The 13,927-nt window shown below is 46.2% G+C and carries 12 protein-coding genes; 5 read left to right on the top strand and 7 right to left on the bottom strand.

Annotated elements, in window-relative coordinates; translation table 11 throughout:
- From HMPREF2726_RS13875 to eno, 5 genes are all read right to left on the bottom strand, one after another.
- Window positions 1-481 (bottom strand): calcium-binding protein (locus tag HMPREF2726_RS13875; protein WP_148132495.1); only part of this gene is annotated, 481 nt, incomplete at its 3' end.
- 334 nt (window positions 482-815) lie between these two features.
- Entirely contained in the window at window positions 816-2,504 is a 1,689-nt protein-coding gene (locus HMPREF2726_RS07985) for a calcium-binding protein (protein WP_070602903.1), read from the bottom strand.
- Window positions 2,505-3,065: 561 nt separating this feature from the next.
- Window positions 3,066-4,025, bottom strand: a complete 960-nt coding sequence (gene ttcA / locus HMPREF2726_RS07980; RefSeq protein WP_009311792.1) for a tRNA 2-thiocytidine(32) synthetase TtcA — start codon at window positions 4,023-4,025, stop codon at window positions 3,066-3,068.
- A 390-nt stretch (window positions 4,026-4,415) separates the two neighbouring features.
- A complete protein-coding gene (gene ftsB, locus HMPREF2726_RS07975) occupies window positions 4,416-4,694 on the bottom strand; it encodes a cell division protein FtsB (RefSeq protein ID WP_003743241.1) in 279 nt (92 codons plus the stop codon).
- 16 nt (window positions 4,695-4,710) lie between these two features.
- Window positions 4,711-5,997, bottom strand: a complete 1,287-nt coding sequence (gene eno, locus HMPREF2726_RS07970) for a phosphopyruvate hydratase (protein ID WP_003756747.1) — start codon at window positions 5,995-5,997, stop codon at window positions 4,711-4,713.
- A gap of 503 nt (window positions 5,998-6,500) precedes the next feature.
- On the opposite strand from eno, the gene HMPREF2726_RS07965 reads away from it, so the two are divergent.
- Window positions 6,501-6,836: a hypothetical protein gene (locus HMPREF2726_RS07965; protein ID WP_009311788.1), complete on the top strand. Its 336-nt coding sequence runs from the start codon at window positions 6,501-6,503 to the stop codon at window positions 6,834-6,836.
- Between the two features lie 346 nt (window positions 6,837-7,182).
- Window positions 7,183-8,175, top strand: a complete 993-nt coding sequence (locus HMPREF2726_RS07960; protein ID WP_009311786.1) for a WG repeat-containing protein — start codon at window positions 7,183-7,185, stop codon at window positions 8,173-8,175.
- Between the two features lie 65 nt (window positions 8,176-8,240).
- Here HMPREF2726_RS07960 and guaB read toward each other — a convergent pair whose 3' ends face one another.
- Complete coding sequence (gene guaB, locus HMPREF2726_RS07955; RefSeq protein WP_009311784.1) at window positions 8,241-9,704, bottom strand: IMP dehydrogenase; 1,464 nt, start codon at window positions 9,702-9,704, stop codon at window positions 8,241-8,243.
- Between the two features lie 196 nt (window positions 9,705-9,900).
- On the opposite strand from guaB, the gene HMPREF2726_RS07950 reads away from it, so the two are divergent.
- Window positions 9,901-10,338, top strand: coding sequence for a DUF4124 domain-containing protein (locus HMPREF2726_RS07950; RefSeq protein ID WP_003767931.1), 438 nt, complete (start codon window positions 9,901-9,903; stop codon window positions 10,336-10,338).
- 144 nt (window positions 10,339-10,482) lie between these two features.
- On the opposite strand, the gene HMPREF2726_RS07945 is transcribed toward HMPREF2726_RS07950, so the two are convergent.
- The gene (locus HMPREF2726_RS07945) at window positions 10,483-11,343 is read right to left on the bottom strand and encodes a tetratricopeptide repeat protein (RefSeq protein ID WP_003756765.1); all 861 of its coding nucleotides are present in this window, start codon (window positions 11,341-11,343) and stop codon (window positions 10,483-10,485) included.
- A 179-nt stretch (window positions 11,344-11,522) separates the two neighbouring features.
- Here HMPREF2726_RS07945 and hpnD point away from each other — a divergent pair, with 179 nt between their 5' ends.
- Together hpnD and hpnE are read left to right on the top strand one after the other, a co-directional pair.
- On the top strand, window positions 11,523-12,371 hold the full coding sequence (gene hpnD / locus HMPREF2726_RS07940) for a presqualene diphosphate synthase HpnD (protein WP_009311782.1): 849 nt from the start codon (window positions 11,523-11,525) through the stop codon (window positions 12,369-12,371).
- Window positions 12,368-13,711 carry a hydroxysqualene dehydroxylase HpnE gene (gene hpnE / locus HMPREF2726_RS07935; protein WP_009311781.1) on the top strand — a complete coding sequence of 448 codons (1,344 nt, stop codon included), beginning with the start codon at window positions 12,368-12,370 and terminating at the stop codon, window positions 13,709-13,711. Before hpnD ends, hpnE begins: the two co-directional genes overlap by 4 nt.
- Window positions 13,712-13,927 lie beyond the last annotated feature (216 nt).

The raw sequence follows: 13,927 nt of genomic DNA, 5'->3' as shown, positions 1-13,927 counted from the left end.
TGCCGTATCCACCATCGAGCAGGTCGTTTCCTTCTCCTCCTTGTAGCACGTCATTTCCACTACCTCCGTAAAGATAGTCGCGATCATCGCCGCCCATCAGCAGGTCGTTACCGTCCATGCCGTGTAGCGTGTCATTACCACGACCACCGCTTAAGCGGTTGTTGCCACTATTGCCTATCAGGGTGTTATTTGAGTTGTTGCCGAAACCGTAATTGTTGCCGTAGCCGGTCAGTGTCAGGTTTTCGACGTGTGTCGGTAAGGTAAAGTCCGTATCAGCATAAACCGTATCGTTGCCTTCATATTCATATTCAACGATGGTGTCACCTGCATTTTTACTGTGGTAAACATCGTTGCCTAAGCCGCCGTAGAATACGGTATGCCCGAGACTGCCATATAAAACGTCATCGCGGGTCGTGCCTTTAATGACGACGGATTCATTGTTTGCTATGTTATGGTATAAAGGGTGCAATGTATTGGCCATAATGGCTCTCCTTGTGAACAAGTTGCGGGGAAAAATAAATATATCTATTTGACATTAATAGATTTTTTGATTGTATGTATGATGCGGATTGTATCGGGGAATAATATGATGGAAAAGATATAATAATTTACATTATTGTTTTATATATTAATTTAAAATATGAAATAATATTTAATAGTATTTTAATGTTGAGAGGGTGGAAAAACGAAAAGGTCGTCTGAAAACTGAATTTTCAGACGACCTTTTGTTGCTATCCGTAACGAATCATGCTTTATGCGTCGTTTCCCGGTAAAAGCAGATTCGTTTTAAATGGTCTGTTCTTTTTAGCAAATCTTTAGCCGATGATATTGGATGGGCCCAACCAGACAAAATCGAATTTGGCAAATATGGTGCTGCTGCTTGAACCTGCCTCACGATAAGCAAGAGTATGCTGCTCTGTATCGAAGATGAGATAAGGACGGTCTTTTTGGAGAATGACCTCAGGGTCTTTTTCAACGAACATCTTTGACCAGCTCAAATTGGCGTTGCTGCCAGTCAGCAGTGAACGCATACCAGATAGGTCGAGTTTGTCCGTATTAGGGTCAAATTCGACCACGCGATCTATACTGCCTTCACGAATATCTGATGCAGTAAAGGCAACGGTGTCGTTGCCTTCACCTGTGATGATGGTGTCGCTACCCGAGCCGCCTGCAATATAGTCATCACCGTCTCCACCGTTGAGATGGTCATTTCCATTTCCGCCTAACAGGGTGTCGTTGCCACCCATGCCGTACAGGGTATCATTGCCGTCTTCACCGCTCAGACGATTATCCCCTTTGTTGCCTGTCAAGATATTGTCATTATGGTTGCCAATACCGAAGATGTTGTTGCTACCTGTCAAAGTCAGGTTTTCAACATTTGCTGCGGCGGTGTAGGAAACGCTACTGTAAATGGTATCGGTACCTTCTCCCGATCGCTCGGTAACTGTGTCATTTACATTGTCCACATAATAGATATCATTTCCATCCCCACCAGTCATCTTGTCTACGCCGTAGCCACCGTCTAAAGTATCATTTCCATGTCCACCATCAAGTACGTCGTTGTTTTCACCACCTTCTAGGATGTCATCTCCGTTACCCCCGTAAAGACGGTCGTCCCCCCCGCCACTCTGCAGAAGGTCGTTACCGTCCATGCCGTAGAGCGTGTCATATCCATCTAGATTATCGAGCAAGTGGTTGTTGCCGCTGTTGCCTGTCAGGATGTTGCTTTCTTCGTTGCCATAACCGTTGATGTTATCGTTTCCTATCAGCGTCAAGTTTTCGACGTTGCTATTAATAAAGTAGGAAACGCTGCTGTAAACAGTATCGGTACCTTCATCAAAATATTCGTCAACTTCATCGAGCCAATTATCAACATAGTAAATATCATCCCCCTGGTCACCACGCATGAAGTCTACTCCACTACCACCGTTTAAAGTGTCGTTGCCATCTCCACCCACAAGGCCGTCGCGACCATGTCCGCCCTCGAGCCAGTCGTCGCCATCTCCACCATAGAGCCAGTCGTCGCCATCTCCACCATAGAGCCGGTCATCGCCATCTCCAGCATAGAGTGAGTCCTTGCCATCTCCACCATAGAGCGAGTCGTCGCCGTCACCGCCTAGCAACAGGTCGTTACCAGCCATACCTTCTAGCTTGTCATTGCCGCGACCGCCGCTCAAGCGGTTGTTGCCGCTGTTGCCTATTAGAATATTGTTAGAGTTGTTGCCAAATCCAAAGGTGTTGCCGTTGCCTGTCAGTGTCAGGTTTTCGACGTGGGTCGGTAAGGTAAAGGTTGTATCGGCGTAAACCGTATCATTGCCTTCATGTGCATATTCAACAATGGTATCGCCTGCGTTCTTACTGTAATAAATATCGTTGCCCAAACCGCCATAGAATGTGATATGTCCGAGACCGCCATGTAAAACGTCATCGCGGGGCGTTCCTTTGAGGGCGTCTGATTTATTGTTTGCTGCGCTGCGGGATAAAGAGTGCAATGTATTGGCCATGATGGCTCTCCTTGAGAACAAGTTGCTGGGAAAAAATAATACCTATCTATTTGACATTAATAGATTTTTTCTTGTGTGTCATGATGTTGATTGTATCGGGGAATAAAATGACGGGAAAGGTATAATAATTGATATTATTGTTTTGTTTGCTAATTTAAAATAAAAAATGATATTTGATAGTATTCTGATGTTGATGAGTGAAAAACGAAAAGGTCGTCTGAAAATCGGTTTTCAGACGACCTTTTGTTGTGATCTATGACGGTTCGTGCTTTATATAGTTTCCCTGCAAAAGCTGTCGCAAGAATAGGCTGTGATTGTTTCTGTATGAATTGTCAAGAATAGGAAGACTATAGTGGATTAAATTTAAATCAGGACAAGGCGACGAAGCTGCAGACAGTACAGACAGTACAGAAACCGATTCACTTGGTGCTTCAGCACCTTAGAGAATGTCTCTTTGAGCCAAGGCGAGGCAACGCCGTACTGGTTTAAAGTGAATCCACTATAAAAATTCAGACGACCTTGAAAGGGTATCCCAAAGGTCGTCTGAAAATCTAAATCCCGTTATAAACCGCAAGTTTTCGGCTTGTTCGCCAGAATATTGATGACTTTACGTTCAGGTTTGGACGGGGTGATTTTGATTTCACTCTCGTCTTCTTCGCTGCCGTCGGAGTATCGTTCGGGCATTTTTTCGCTGTCAAACGCCAAGTCGCCGCCGTGTTTTAAGGTTTGACCGCGTTCCAAACCGGCGAAGTCGAAAAGCTCGGGGTCGGCAAGATGGGAGGGAACGACGTTTTGCAGGGCGGAGAACATCGATTCAATGCGGCCGGGGAAACGTTTGTCCCAATCGCGCAGCATATCGCCAATGACTTGGCGTTGCAGGTTAGGCTGCGAGCCGCAGAGGTTGCACGGGATAATCGGGAATTGCTTCAGTTCGGCGTATTTAATCAAATCTTTTTCTTTCACATATGCCAGCGGGCGGATGACGATGTGTTCGCCGTTGTCGCTCACCAGCTTGGGCGGCATGGCTTTGAGTTTGCCGCCGTAAAACATATTCAGGAACATGGTGGCGAGGATGTCGTCGCGGTGGTGTCCCAAGGCGATTTTGGTGCAGCCCAATTCTTTTGCTGTGCGGTAGAGGATGCCGCGGCGCAGGCGGCTGCACAGTGAACAAGTCGTTTTGCCTTCGTCCAATACGCGTTTGACGGTGGAGTAGGTGTCTTCTTCAACGATTTTGTACGGTACGCCTATGCTTTCAAGATAGGTCGGCAGCACTTCTTCGGGGAAGCCCGGCTGTTTTTGGTCGAGATTGACGGCAACCAGTTCGAAATCAATCGGCGCGCTGGCTTGGAGCTGGCGCAGGATGTCTAACAGGGCGTAGCTGTCTTTGCCACCGGAGAGGCAAACCATGATTTTGTCGCCCGGCTCGATCATGTTGAAATCGTTAATCGCGTCGCCGACGGCATGGCGCAGACGTTTGTTGAGTTTGTTGTTCTCTAATTCTTGCTTGGTTTTTTTGGACATAGCGGTTTGTGCTTTGAAATAAGGAAAAATTTAAGGGCGGTATTGTACCGCAAAAAGCGTTTGGAAACCGCATATTAGAAAAAGAATGGGAGCAGATTGAGATTTTAATCCACTATATTTGTCCCAATAGAAAGATTTGTGCTTAGGAGGGGTTTTTGAGTTGTGTTGAGAATGGGATGTTTATATCAGGATAGGATAAATTGATTTACAGTAGACAGATGCTTACATGCGTTTGGGAAATGATGGGGACGATGTTGTTTTGAAATTAGAGAAGCAGGCTTCTGTGTGCCACAGAAGCCTGCTTGTACGAAACGTCTGAAAGTTATTTATAGAGACCTAAAATTTGGGAATCACTCCTTTTCAGACGACCTTTTATTCCCATCAGGGCAATTAACGGCTGCGTTCGATAAAACGGTAATAGGTTTCGCCGTCTTGGACGTAACCCAATTCCACACGGGCAATTTCAGAAATCGCTTCTTGACCGTTCGCCAAATCATCGACTTCCGCAGCAAGGAACTGGTTGCGCAAAGTGAGCGTCTGGTTTTTCTCCTCCTGCACGGAAAGTTGTTCCTGCAATTCTTCCGTATGCCCGATACTGCCTTTTCCAAACCAAAGGCTGTATTGGCAGTAAGCAAGCGCGATGGATAAAACAACAGTTACCCACTTCATACATCAATACCTTTTCTTATTTGCCCAGTTGATAGAATGCGGCTTTGCCGGGGTAGTAGGCAGCTTCTGCCAATTCTTCCTCGATGCGCAGCAGTTGGTTGTATTTCGCCATGCGGTCGGAGCGGCTCAATGAGCCGGTTTTGATCTGCATGCAGTTGGTAGCGACTGCCAAGTCGGCAATGGTGCTGTCTTCAGTTTCGCCCGAACGGTGGCTCATTACGCTGGCGTAACGGCTGCGTTTTGCCAAGTCAACCGCTTGCAAGGTTTCGCTCAAAGTACCGATTTGGTTGACTTTGACCAGCAATGCGTTTGCCACGCCTTTTTCGATGCCTTCGGCAAGGATTTTCGGATTGGTTACGAACAAGTCGTCGCCGACCAGTTGTACTTTGCTGCCGAGTTTTTCGGTGAGGAGTTTCCAGCCTTCCCAGTCGTTTTCATCCATACCGTCTTCGATGGAGATAATCGGGAATTCGTTAACCAAGCCTTCAAGGTATTCGGCAAATTCTGCGCTGGTGTAAGAACGGCCTTCGGCTTCCAAGTGGTATTTGCCGTCTTTGTAAAACTCGCTGGATGCGCAGTCCAAAGCAAACAAGACATCATCACCTGCTTTGTAACCAGCAGCTTCGGTTGCTTCAACCATCAGTTGCAGGGCTTCTTTATGGCTGTTCAGGTTAGGAGCGAAACCGCCTTCATCGCCGACAGTAGTCGGGAAGCCTTTACCGTCGCATAGTTTTTTCAGCGCGTGGAAAATTTCGGCACCGCAGCGCAGGGCTTCGCGGAAGGATTTTGCGCCGACTGGCATAATCATAAATTCTTGAATGTTCAGGCTGTTATTGGCATGTTCGCCGCCGTTGATAACGTTCATCATCGGAACAGGCAGAGCCATAGGACCAGCACCGCCCAAGTAACGGTAAAGCGGCAGACCTGAATCTTCGGCAGCCGCGCGGGCAACAGCCATAGAAACTGCCAAAGTAGCATTCGCACCTAAATTGCCTTTGTTTTCAGTGCCGTCCAGCTCGATCATGATTTTGTCGATGTAGGACTGTTCGTTGGCATCGATACCGATCAGTGCTTGGGCAATTTGGTTGTTGACGTGTTCAACTGCTTTCAATACGCCTTTGCCCGAGTAGCGGGATTTGTCGCCGTCGCGAAGTTCCAAAGCCTCTTTTTGACCGGTAGACGCACCGCTCGGTACGGCGGCACGGCCCATTACGCCGGACTCCAGCAATACATCGCATTCTACGGTGGGGTTGCCGCGTGAATCCAAAATCTCGCGGGCAAAAATATCAACGATTGCGCTCATGAATATTCTCCAAATGAGGATGAAAAAAGAAAAGTAGCTTTGTTACATTTCAGACGACCTGTGAGTATCGCTGAAAGCACATCAACGGCGATTATACCGATGGTGGCGCCAAAACTGCTATGAAACCGACTGTAAGTTTGTTTCACGTCAACATCGGTTTGCACAGGGAGCAATATATGCTCAAACAGCCCCGTATTCTAACAGTTTTTGAGATTTTAGGGCAGGGTAACTTGCTGTAAAGGCTTGGTTTGGAAGGTCGTCTGAAAAAACGAAATTTGTTTCAATTGTCAGGTTTCTAATTGATGGCATAATAGTTATTTAAGCTGGAATTTAATTGAGCGTTTTGATTTTCAAAAAAAAATGAATTTTTTTATTTAAGATTTACATAGAAAGAGATGCTATGATGCCGATGAGTTAAGGTTGGAATAAGGGATAAAGAATAAAATAAAAAAATAATAAGCTGGAAAATAGGAATTTATATAAAATTTATATGGACATCAGTTATGTGGAAGCCAATAGAGATCTTGTTTGATGAGTCTGATGATGAGGGTTTATCTTATATCTATTTTGATTTGGGAGATTTTCATTACTTCACTTTAACCTTCAATCAAAACGAAGACGATAAAATCTATTTTGAGTTTAATGAGCAAACTTTTTCAATTGAGAGTAATGATGTTGCTTATAATTTAATTGATCACGTTTTATCTTTTGATTTTGGGGAAGATATTCAGGAATCTCTGAAAATTAAAAAACACATCGAAATTGATATAGACGAAAGCATTAATATGATGGCATTTAGGAAAACACTGGAAAATATTTTTATGGCTAAGGAAGTGTAGCTGATTTTCTATATTTTTAAGAAATAGTTGCAAGGTAAAATATGATGATTAAAGGCTTATAGATAAAACCAGTGCTTGTATAGTAGCTTAACTTTAAACCGACGGCGTTACCTCGCCTTAGTTCAAAGAGAACGATTCCTCTAAGGTGCTGAAGCACCAAAGTGAATCGGTTCTGTACTGTCTGTACTGTGCGGCTTCGTGGCCTTGTCCTGATTTAAATTTAATCCACTATATTGTGAATAAGAGGTCGTCTGAAAATATTTTCAGTAATCTTGCCGGTTTTGAATATGGACATGCCTTATGAATTTTTATAAAATTCGCGCATCATTTTCAACAAGGTTAATGTATGAAGAAAATATTATTAGGCGCTTTCATTGCATCAGTGTATATGCCTATTGTACTGGCTGATACCTGCGAAGTACCAAAATTGACTGGTAGAGAAGGTTACAGCACGGTTTTTTGCCTTAATGAAGAAGGCTTGTCTAGGGTTGTGAAGCCGGGTAACAAGAAGAATCCTTTTTTGCATGGCTTTGTTAATCGACAAGGGAAGGTTGTTGTTCCACTTAAGTATTATGATGCCTATGATTTTTCTGAAGGATTGGCAGCAGTATGTAAAACCGTAGGAAAATCAGATCAGATTTTATGCGGTTATATCAATGCCAGTGGTAAAGAAGTTATTCCTTTAAAATTCGAATACATGCCTGGTGATTTTTCACAAGGCATTGCCCCTGCCAAACAAAAAGGCAAATGGGGCTTTATCGATAAAAAGGGTAAAGTTGTCATCCCATTTCAATATGTTAAAGCCGATTCATTCAGTGAAGGACTCGCTGCGGTCGCTACTGTTGATACAAATAAATATGGCTATATCAATACAAAAGGTGAGATGGTTATTCCACCAAAATATGAAGAAGCTTTTTATTTTAATGAAGGTTTAGCTGCTGTTCAGATTCTTGATAAATGGGGTTATATCGATAAAAGAAATCAGTGGGTAATTCCTGCGCGATATAAAAGTGCTTATAATTTTGAGGATGGTATGGCAAGGGTTTCACAAAATGATAAATACGGTTATATCGATAAAAAGGGAAAGGTAGTTATCCCTTTTAAATATACGTATCTAGGTTCATTGAGTGAAGGTTTGATTGGTGCAGAATTAAACGGCAAATTCGGCTATTTAGATAGAACCGGCAAAGTAATCATACCGTTCAAATTTGGTACTTTCAATAATTTCCAAAATGGTGTGGCACTTGTTAATATGAAGAATATATTTAAAGACGAAGATTATAGTGAGGATGAATTCTTTTATATTGATAAGCAAGGTAAGCCAGTTGAAGTGGAATAACAATTTTTGAATGTGATGCAATTAAGGTCGTCTGAAACTTTCAGACGACCTTTGTTCACTTGATCTTAGCGGTGATAGTTTGGTGCTTCTTTAGTAATCTGAACGTCGTGAACGTGGGATTCGCTCATGCCGGCGGAGGTGATTTCTACAAATTCCGCTTTTTCGTGCATTTCTTCGATATTGGCGCAGCCCAAATAGCCCATGCTGGAACGCAAACCGCCAGTCAGTTGGTGGATGATGTTCACAATCGGGCCTTTGTAGGGAACGCGACCTTCGATACCTTCGGGGACATATTTGTCGGTGCTGTCGGTTTTATCTTGGAAGTAGCGGTCGGCGGAGCCTTGGCTCATTGCTCCCAGAGAACCCATACCGCGGTAAGATTTGTACGAGCGGCCTTGGTAGAGTTCGATTTCGCCCGGTGCTTCTTCCGTACCGGCAAACATCCCGCCGAGCATGACACTGTATGCGCCCGCTGCCAAGGCTTTGGCGATGTCGCCGGAGAAGCGGATGCCGCCGTCGGCAATCAGTGGAACACCAGTGCCTTTGAGGGCTTCGGCAACGTTGTGAATGGCAGTCAGTTGCGGCACGCCTACGCCTGCAACGATACGGGTGGTGCAAATCGAACCCGGTCCGATACCGACTTTGACGGCGTCTGCACCTGCTGCGACCAAATCCAAAGCGGCTTTGGCGGTTGCGATATTGCCGCCGATGACTTGGATGTGCGGATAGGTTTCTTTCACCCATTTCACGCGCTCGATAACGCCTTGGCTATGGCCGTGTGCAGTATCGACGACGATGACGTCGACTCCCGCTCCGACCAAGGCTTTTACACGCTCTTCGGTGTCTCCGCCGGTACCGACTGCCGCGCCTACGCGCAAACGGCCTTCGGAGTCTTTGTTGGCATTTGGAAACTCGGTGGTTTTCAAAATATCTTTTACGGTAATCAAGCCTTTAAGCTCGTCTTTTTCGTTCAAGACCAAAACGCGCTCGACTTTATGTTCGTGCATCAGTTCGCGCGCTTCGTCGATGCTTGTGCCTTCGGGGACGGTAACCAAGCGTTCGCGCGGGGTCATGATGGCGGAAACGGGCAGGTCGAGGCGGTTTTCAAAACGCAGGTCGCGGTTGGTAACGATGCCGACCACTTTGCCGTTTTCAACGACGGGCAGACCGGACATTTTGCGTTTGCGTTGCGCGCGCATTTCCAATACTTCGCGGATGGGCGTCGTCGGGGCAACCGTTACCGGGTCTTTAACTACGCCGCTCTCATGGCGTTTCACTTTGGAAACGGCACGCGCCTGCATTTCGGGCGTCATGTTTTTATGGATAATGCCGATACCGCCTTCTTGCGCCATGGAAATGGCGAGGCGTGCTTCGGTAACGGTGTCCATTGCGGCGGAAAGTAAGGGGAGGTTGAGCGTGATTTCGCGGGTGAGCTTGGTTTGAAGTTTAACGTCTCGTGGCAGCACGGTTGAATGTGCAGGAACCAACAAAACATCGTCGAAAGTATAGGCTTTTTCTACGATACGCATGATGCTCAGTCTTTCAGTTTGTGCAAGATGCACGGCATTATAACACCCGCTAAGATTTGTTGACAGCGGATTGTTTGCAATTTGAGATTATTTTTTTACGACACCATTACGATGCATATTTTTGAATTAATATGACATATTTTTAAAAATCAAGTAAAATAGGGTCGTCTGAAAACACGTTTACGATGAAAACAAAATGAAAAAATCATCTTTATCCTTATTTTTGCTTGGCGTTTTGTATGCTGCCGGAGCAATGGCCGGAAATAATGTTTATACATGGAAAAGCGGCAGTGGCAGCACCAGCTACTCCGATACGCCTAATCGTTTGCAGCCGGAACGTTCGAATATTGTGAATATTCGAACCCGTAACGTGACGCCTGCAGTTGCCAAACCGGAAAATGCCCAAGAAGGGACGCTGTCAGAGCAGCAGGCTAAGCTGAACGAGAAGATTTTGGCGCAGAATAAGCAGGTTGAGGAGCAGAATAAGAAGGTTGAAGAAGAAAACCGCAAAAATAAAGAAGACAACTGTCGGATTGCCCGCGTAAACCGTCAGTTTGCGGAAAGTGCGCGCACTGCAAATCGTGATGATTTGATTAAACATTATCAAAGCGATATCAATAAATATTGCAATTGAAATTGGATTGAAACAGCAAATAAGGCATACAGTTATAACTATAACCGTATGCCTTATTGTTTTTAGCTTTCTTTGCAAAGTTGCCCGCTGGGCATTGAACAGGGTTCACCCATTGATAATAGTGTATTGGGAAAAATTCAGGGTTCAGTTTTGATTTTGCTGCACAATGTATTCCAAAGCATGTTGCGCGAGCGTATTGCCTTGGGCGGCGGCTTTTTCAAACCAAGATTTTGCCTGGGTAAAGTTTTGGGTTACCCCTTGTCCGTTTTCGTATAAAACGCCTAAGTTGTTTTGGGCGTTGGCATTGCCTTGTTCTGCCGCTTTTTTGTACCAATATTTTGCCTTGGGATAATTTTGGGTAACGCCTTGTCCCTCTGCATACATGATGCCTAAATTATATTGCGCTTTGGCGTTGCCTTTCTTGGCGGCTTTTTCAAACCATGACTTGGCAAGTTTATAATCTTGGCCTACGCCTTCACCTGAGTAATACATCAAACCCAAGTAAAATTGCGCACTGTCTTCCCCTTGGTCTGCTGCTTTGTGAAACCAAGTTTTTGCCTGTATATAGTCTTGTGGAACGCCTATACCGGCATAGTGAATGATGCCTAAATCAAACGCTGCTTCTGCATTGCCCTGTTCGGCTGCCTTTTCCCACCAAAATTTGGCTTGGCGATAGTCTTGTGCCGTTCCTTGACCTTCGTAATAAATAATTCCAAGATTGAATTGCGCTTCGGCGTTGTCGTTGTGCGCTGCTTTTTCAAACCAGTATTTAGCCTGCTCGTAATCCTGCGTCGTGCCGATGCCTTTTGCGTACATAGTGCCTAAGTCAAGCTGAGAGCGGGTGTCCCCCTGTTTCGCCATTTCTTGAATCAATCGGAAGGCTTGGTTTTCACTGTTTTGAGAGATATTGTGACGCGGGGTGTAATGTGGTTTTGCCGCATAAGCCTGCATTCCTGAGATGGAAAGCAGGATGGTTAGGATAAGTGTTTTAGACGTAATGTTCATGACTATAAAATATAATTGGTATTAGGAGAGTCGATTGTCTATATTAACTTGTCTTAAAAATGAAGTAAATCAAATATGGACGATTTGAACAATATAGGGATGAAAGGTCGTCTGAAATTGCCACAATTCCCCAAATCCCGATAAAATCGTCCTTCATAACCATATTTTTAGGACACACCGTGCAAGGACTTGATTATTGCCGTCAGAAGGCAGAAGAAAGCCGCTCCAGTTTTTTATCGGGCTTCCGTTTCCTGCCGCAGGAAAAGCGGGATGCGATAACGGTTTTGTATGCTTTTTGCCGCGAATTGGACGATGTGGTCGATGACTGTTCCGATCCGAATGTGGCGCAGGCAACGCTGAACTGGTGGCGCGGCGATTTGGACAAGGTATTCGGCGGCATGATGCCGGAGCATCCGGTCAATCAGGCTTTGCGGCAGGTCAAGGAAACTTTCAAGCTGCCGAAATATGAATTGGAAGCCTTAATCGACGGGATGCAGATGGATTTGGTTCAGGCACGTTACGGCAGTTTTGAAGAGTTGAAACTGTATTGCCACCGCGTCGCGGGCGTCGTCGGCTGCCTGATTGCGCGGATTTTGGTTTTTTCAGACGACCGAACGCTGGAATACGCCGATAAGATGGGCCTTGCGCTGCAACTGACAAACATTATCCGTGATGTCGGCGAAGATGCGAGAAACGGTCGGATTTACCTGCCGATGGAGGAAATGCAGCGGTTTGACGTACCTGCAAGCGTGATTATGCAGTGTAAGCCGACGGATAATTTTGCCGAACTGATGCGCTTTCAAGTTTCACGCGCCCGTGAGACTTATCGTGAGGCGATGTCGCTGTTACCCGTCACCGATAAAAAATCCCAAAAAGTCGGATTGGTGATGGCAGCGATTTATTACGCGCTGTTGAACGAAATCGACCGCGACGGCGCGCAAAACGTCCTAACTTATAAAATTGCCATTCCTTCGCCGCGCAAAAAGCGTATTGCCCTGAAAACCTGGTTATTCGGATTTAAGCCATGAACACTCCGCATCTTCGCCCGAAAATTGCCGTTGTCGGTGCAGGTTGGACAGGTTTGTCTGCCGCAATATCGTTGGCGCGCCGTGCCGATGTTACTGTGTTTGAAGCCGGTCGGCAGGCGGGCGGGCGGGCGCGTACTTTGGCTGGAAACGCTGAAGGATTCAGCTTTTTGGACAATGGGCAGCATATTTTGCTCGGTGCGTATCACGGCGTATTGACGCTGATGGAGCACATCGGTGCCGACCCTGAAGCCGCTTTTTGCCGTTTGCCGCTGCGATGGCATATGTATGAAGGTTTGCAGTTTCAAAGTACGAACCTTCCTTCGCCGCTGCATATTTTGACCGGCATATTGCGTGCTAAAAACGTTTCGTTTTTGCTGAAAATCAGGCTGTTATCCGATATGACTGCGTTGCAGCGTTACGCACGCGGCAAGCGTGCTGATTTGGCTGTTGCCCAATGGCTGCGGCAGCGCAATGTCCCGCGCAGGCTGGTTACAGAGTTTTGGCAGCCGCTGGTGTGGGGCGCGCTCAATACGCCTTTGGAACATGCAAGCATGCGGGTATTGTGCAATGTTTTGTCCGACGGCGTATGGGCGGATAAATCCGGCAGCGACTACCTTTTGCCCAAGCGCGATTTAGGCGCAATTATCGCCGAGCCTGCGGTGGCAAAACTCAAGCAATGCGGTGCGGACATCCGTCTTGAAACCCGCGTAGGTCGTCTGAAAAACCTTCCTGACGGACGTGTCGTTGTGAATGACGAGGTTTTTGATGCCGTTATTGTTGCGGTTGCGCCGTATCATGCCGTCCATCTTTTCCCTGAAGATACTCCCGACTATATTCAGACGACCTATCAAAATCTCCAATACCACTCAATTACTACCGTCTATCTGCGCTATGCCATTCCCGTCCATCTGCCTGCGCCGCTGACCGGATTTGCCGACGGTGCGGCGCAATGGCTGGTGTATCGAGGTGCAATTGGTTTGCCGGCAAACGAAGTCGCCGCCGTCATCAGCGTTTCCGACCATGTCGGCGCGTTCAAAAGCCAAGAATGGGCAGAGAAAGTCCATGCCGATGTAAAACGCATCTGCCCTTATTTGGACGAACCCGAAGCCGTCCGCGTCATCACCGAAAAACGCGCAACCACAGCCTGCACGCCCGATTTCGCCACTCCCGATTTTGCTTGGTTGCACCAGTGGTGCATCTATCCGGCAGGCGACTACCTGCACCCGCGCTATCCGGCTACGCTGGAAGCGGCGGTACAGTCGGGTTTGACGTCGGCGGAAATGTGTTTGGCAGAAATCAATCTGAAACAAAGGGATAGAGATGCTCAGTCCTTGCTTTGACTGAGCTATTAAAGCTAAAGCTTGGCGTGAATGTTACGCAAAAAGGTCGTCTGAAAACGTTTGGCAGATTAAATCTGTGTTTTCAGACGACCTTTGTTGATGGTGGTTGCATGATCTAAATATTTGGATCCGACTACGGATGACACATTGTCTCAATCGGCGCATAATCGCCGAATTGACTCAATATAGTGGCTTAACTTTAAACCAGTACGGCGT

This window comes from Neisseria sp. HMSC074B07 (assembly GCF_001810355.1).
Classification (GTDB): Bacteria; Pseudomonadota; Gammaproteobacteria; order Burkholderiales; family Neisseriaceae; genus Neisseria.
The sequence above is the reverse complement of the archived record's forward strand: the minus strand, read 5'-3'. Positions and strand labels throughout refer to the sequence as shown.

What these genes read in the sequence shown, in the direction of transcription:
- HMPREF2726_RS07985 (WP_070602903.1), bottom strand. Translation starts at nt 2,504, where the DNA reads ATGGCCAATACATTGCACTCTTTATCCCGCAGCGCAGCAAACAATAAA.
- ttcA (WP_009311792.1), bottom strand. Translation starts at nt 4,025, where the DNA reads ATGTCCAAAAAAACCAAGCAAGAATTAGAGAACAACAAACTCAACAAA.
- ftsB (WP_003743241.1), bottom strand. Translation starts at nt 4,694, where the DNA reads ATGAAGTGGGTAACTGTTGTTTTATCCATCGCGCTTGCTTACTGCCAA.
- eno (WP_003756747.1), bottom strand. Translation starts at nt 5,997, where the DNA reads ATGAGCGCAATCGTTGATATTTTTGCCCGCGAGATTTTGGATTCACGC.
- HMPREF2726_RS07965 (WP_009311788.1), top strand. Translation starts at nt 6,501, where the DNA reads ATGTGGAAGCCAATAGAGATCTTGTTTGATGAGTCTGATGATGAGGGT.
- HMPREF2726_RS07960 (WP_009311786.1), top strand. Translation starts at nt 7,183, where the DNA reads ATGAAGAAAATATTATTAGGCGCTTTCATTGCATCAGTGTATATGCCT.
- guaB (WP_009311784.1), bottom strand. Translation starts at nt 9,704, where the DNA reads ATGCGTATCGTAGAAAAAGCCTATACTTTCGACGATGTTTTGTTGGTT.
- HMPREF2726_RS07950 (WP_003767931.1), top strand. Translation starts at nt 9,901, where the DNA reads ATGAAAAAATCATCTTTATCCTTATTTTTGCTTGGCGTTTTGTATGCT.
- HMPREF2726_RS07945 (WP_003756765.1), bottom strand. Translation starts at nt 11,343, where the DNA reads ATGAACATTACGTCTAAAACACTTATCCTAACCATCCTGCTTTCCATC.
- hpnE (WP_009311781.1), top strand. Translation starts at nt 12,368, where the DNA reads ATGAACACTCCGCATCTTCGCCCGAAAATTGCCGTTGTCGGTGCAGGT.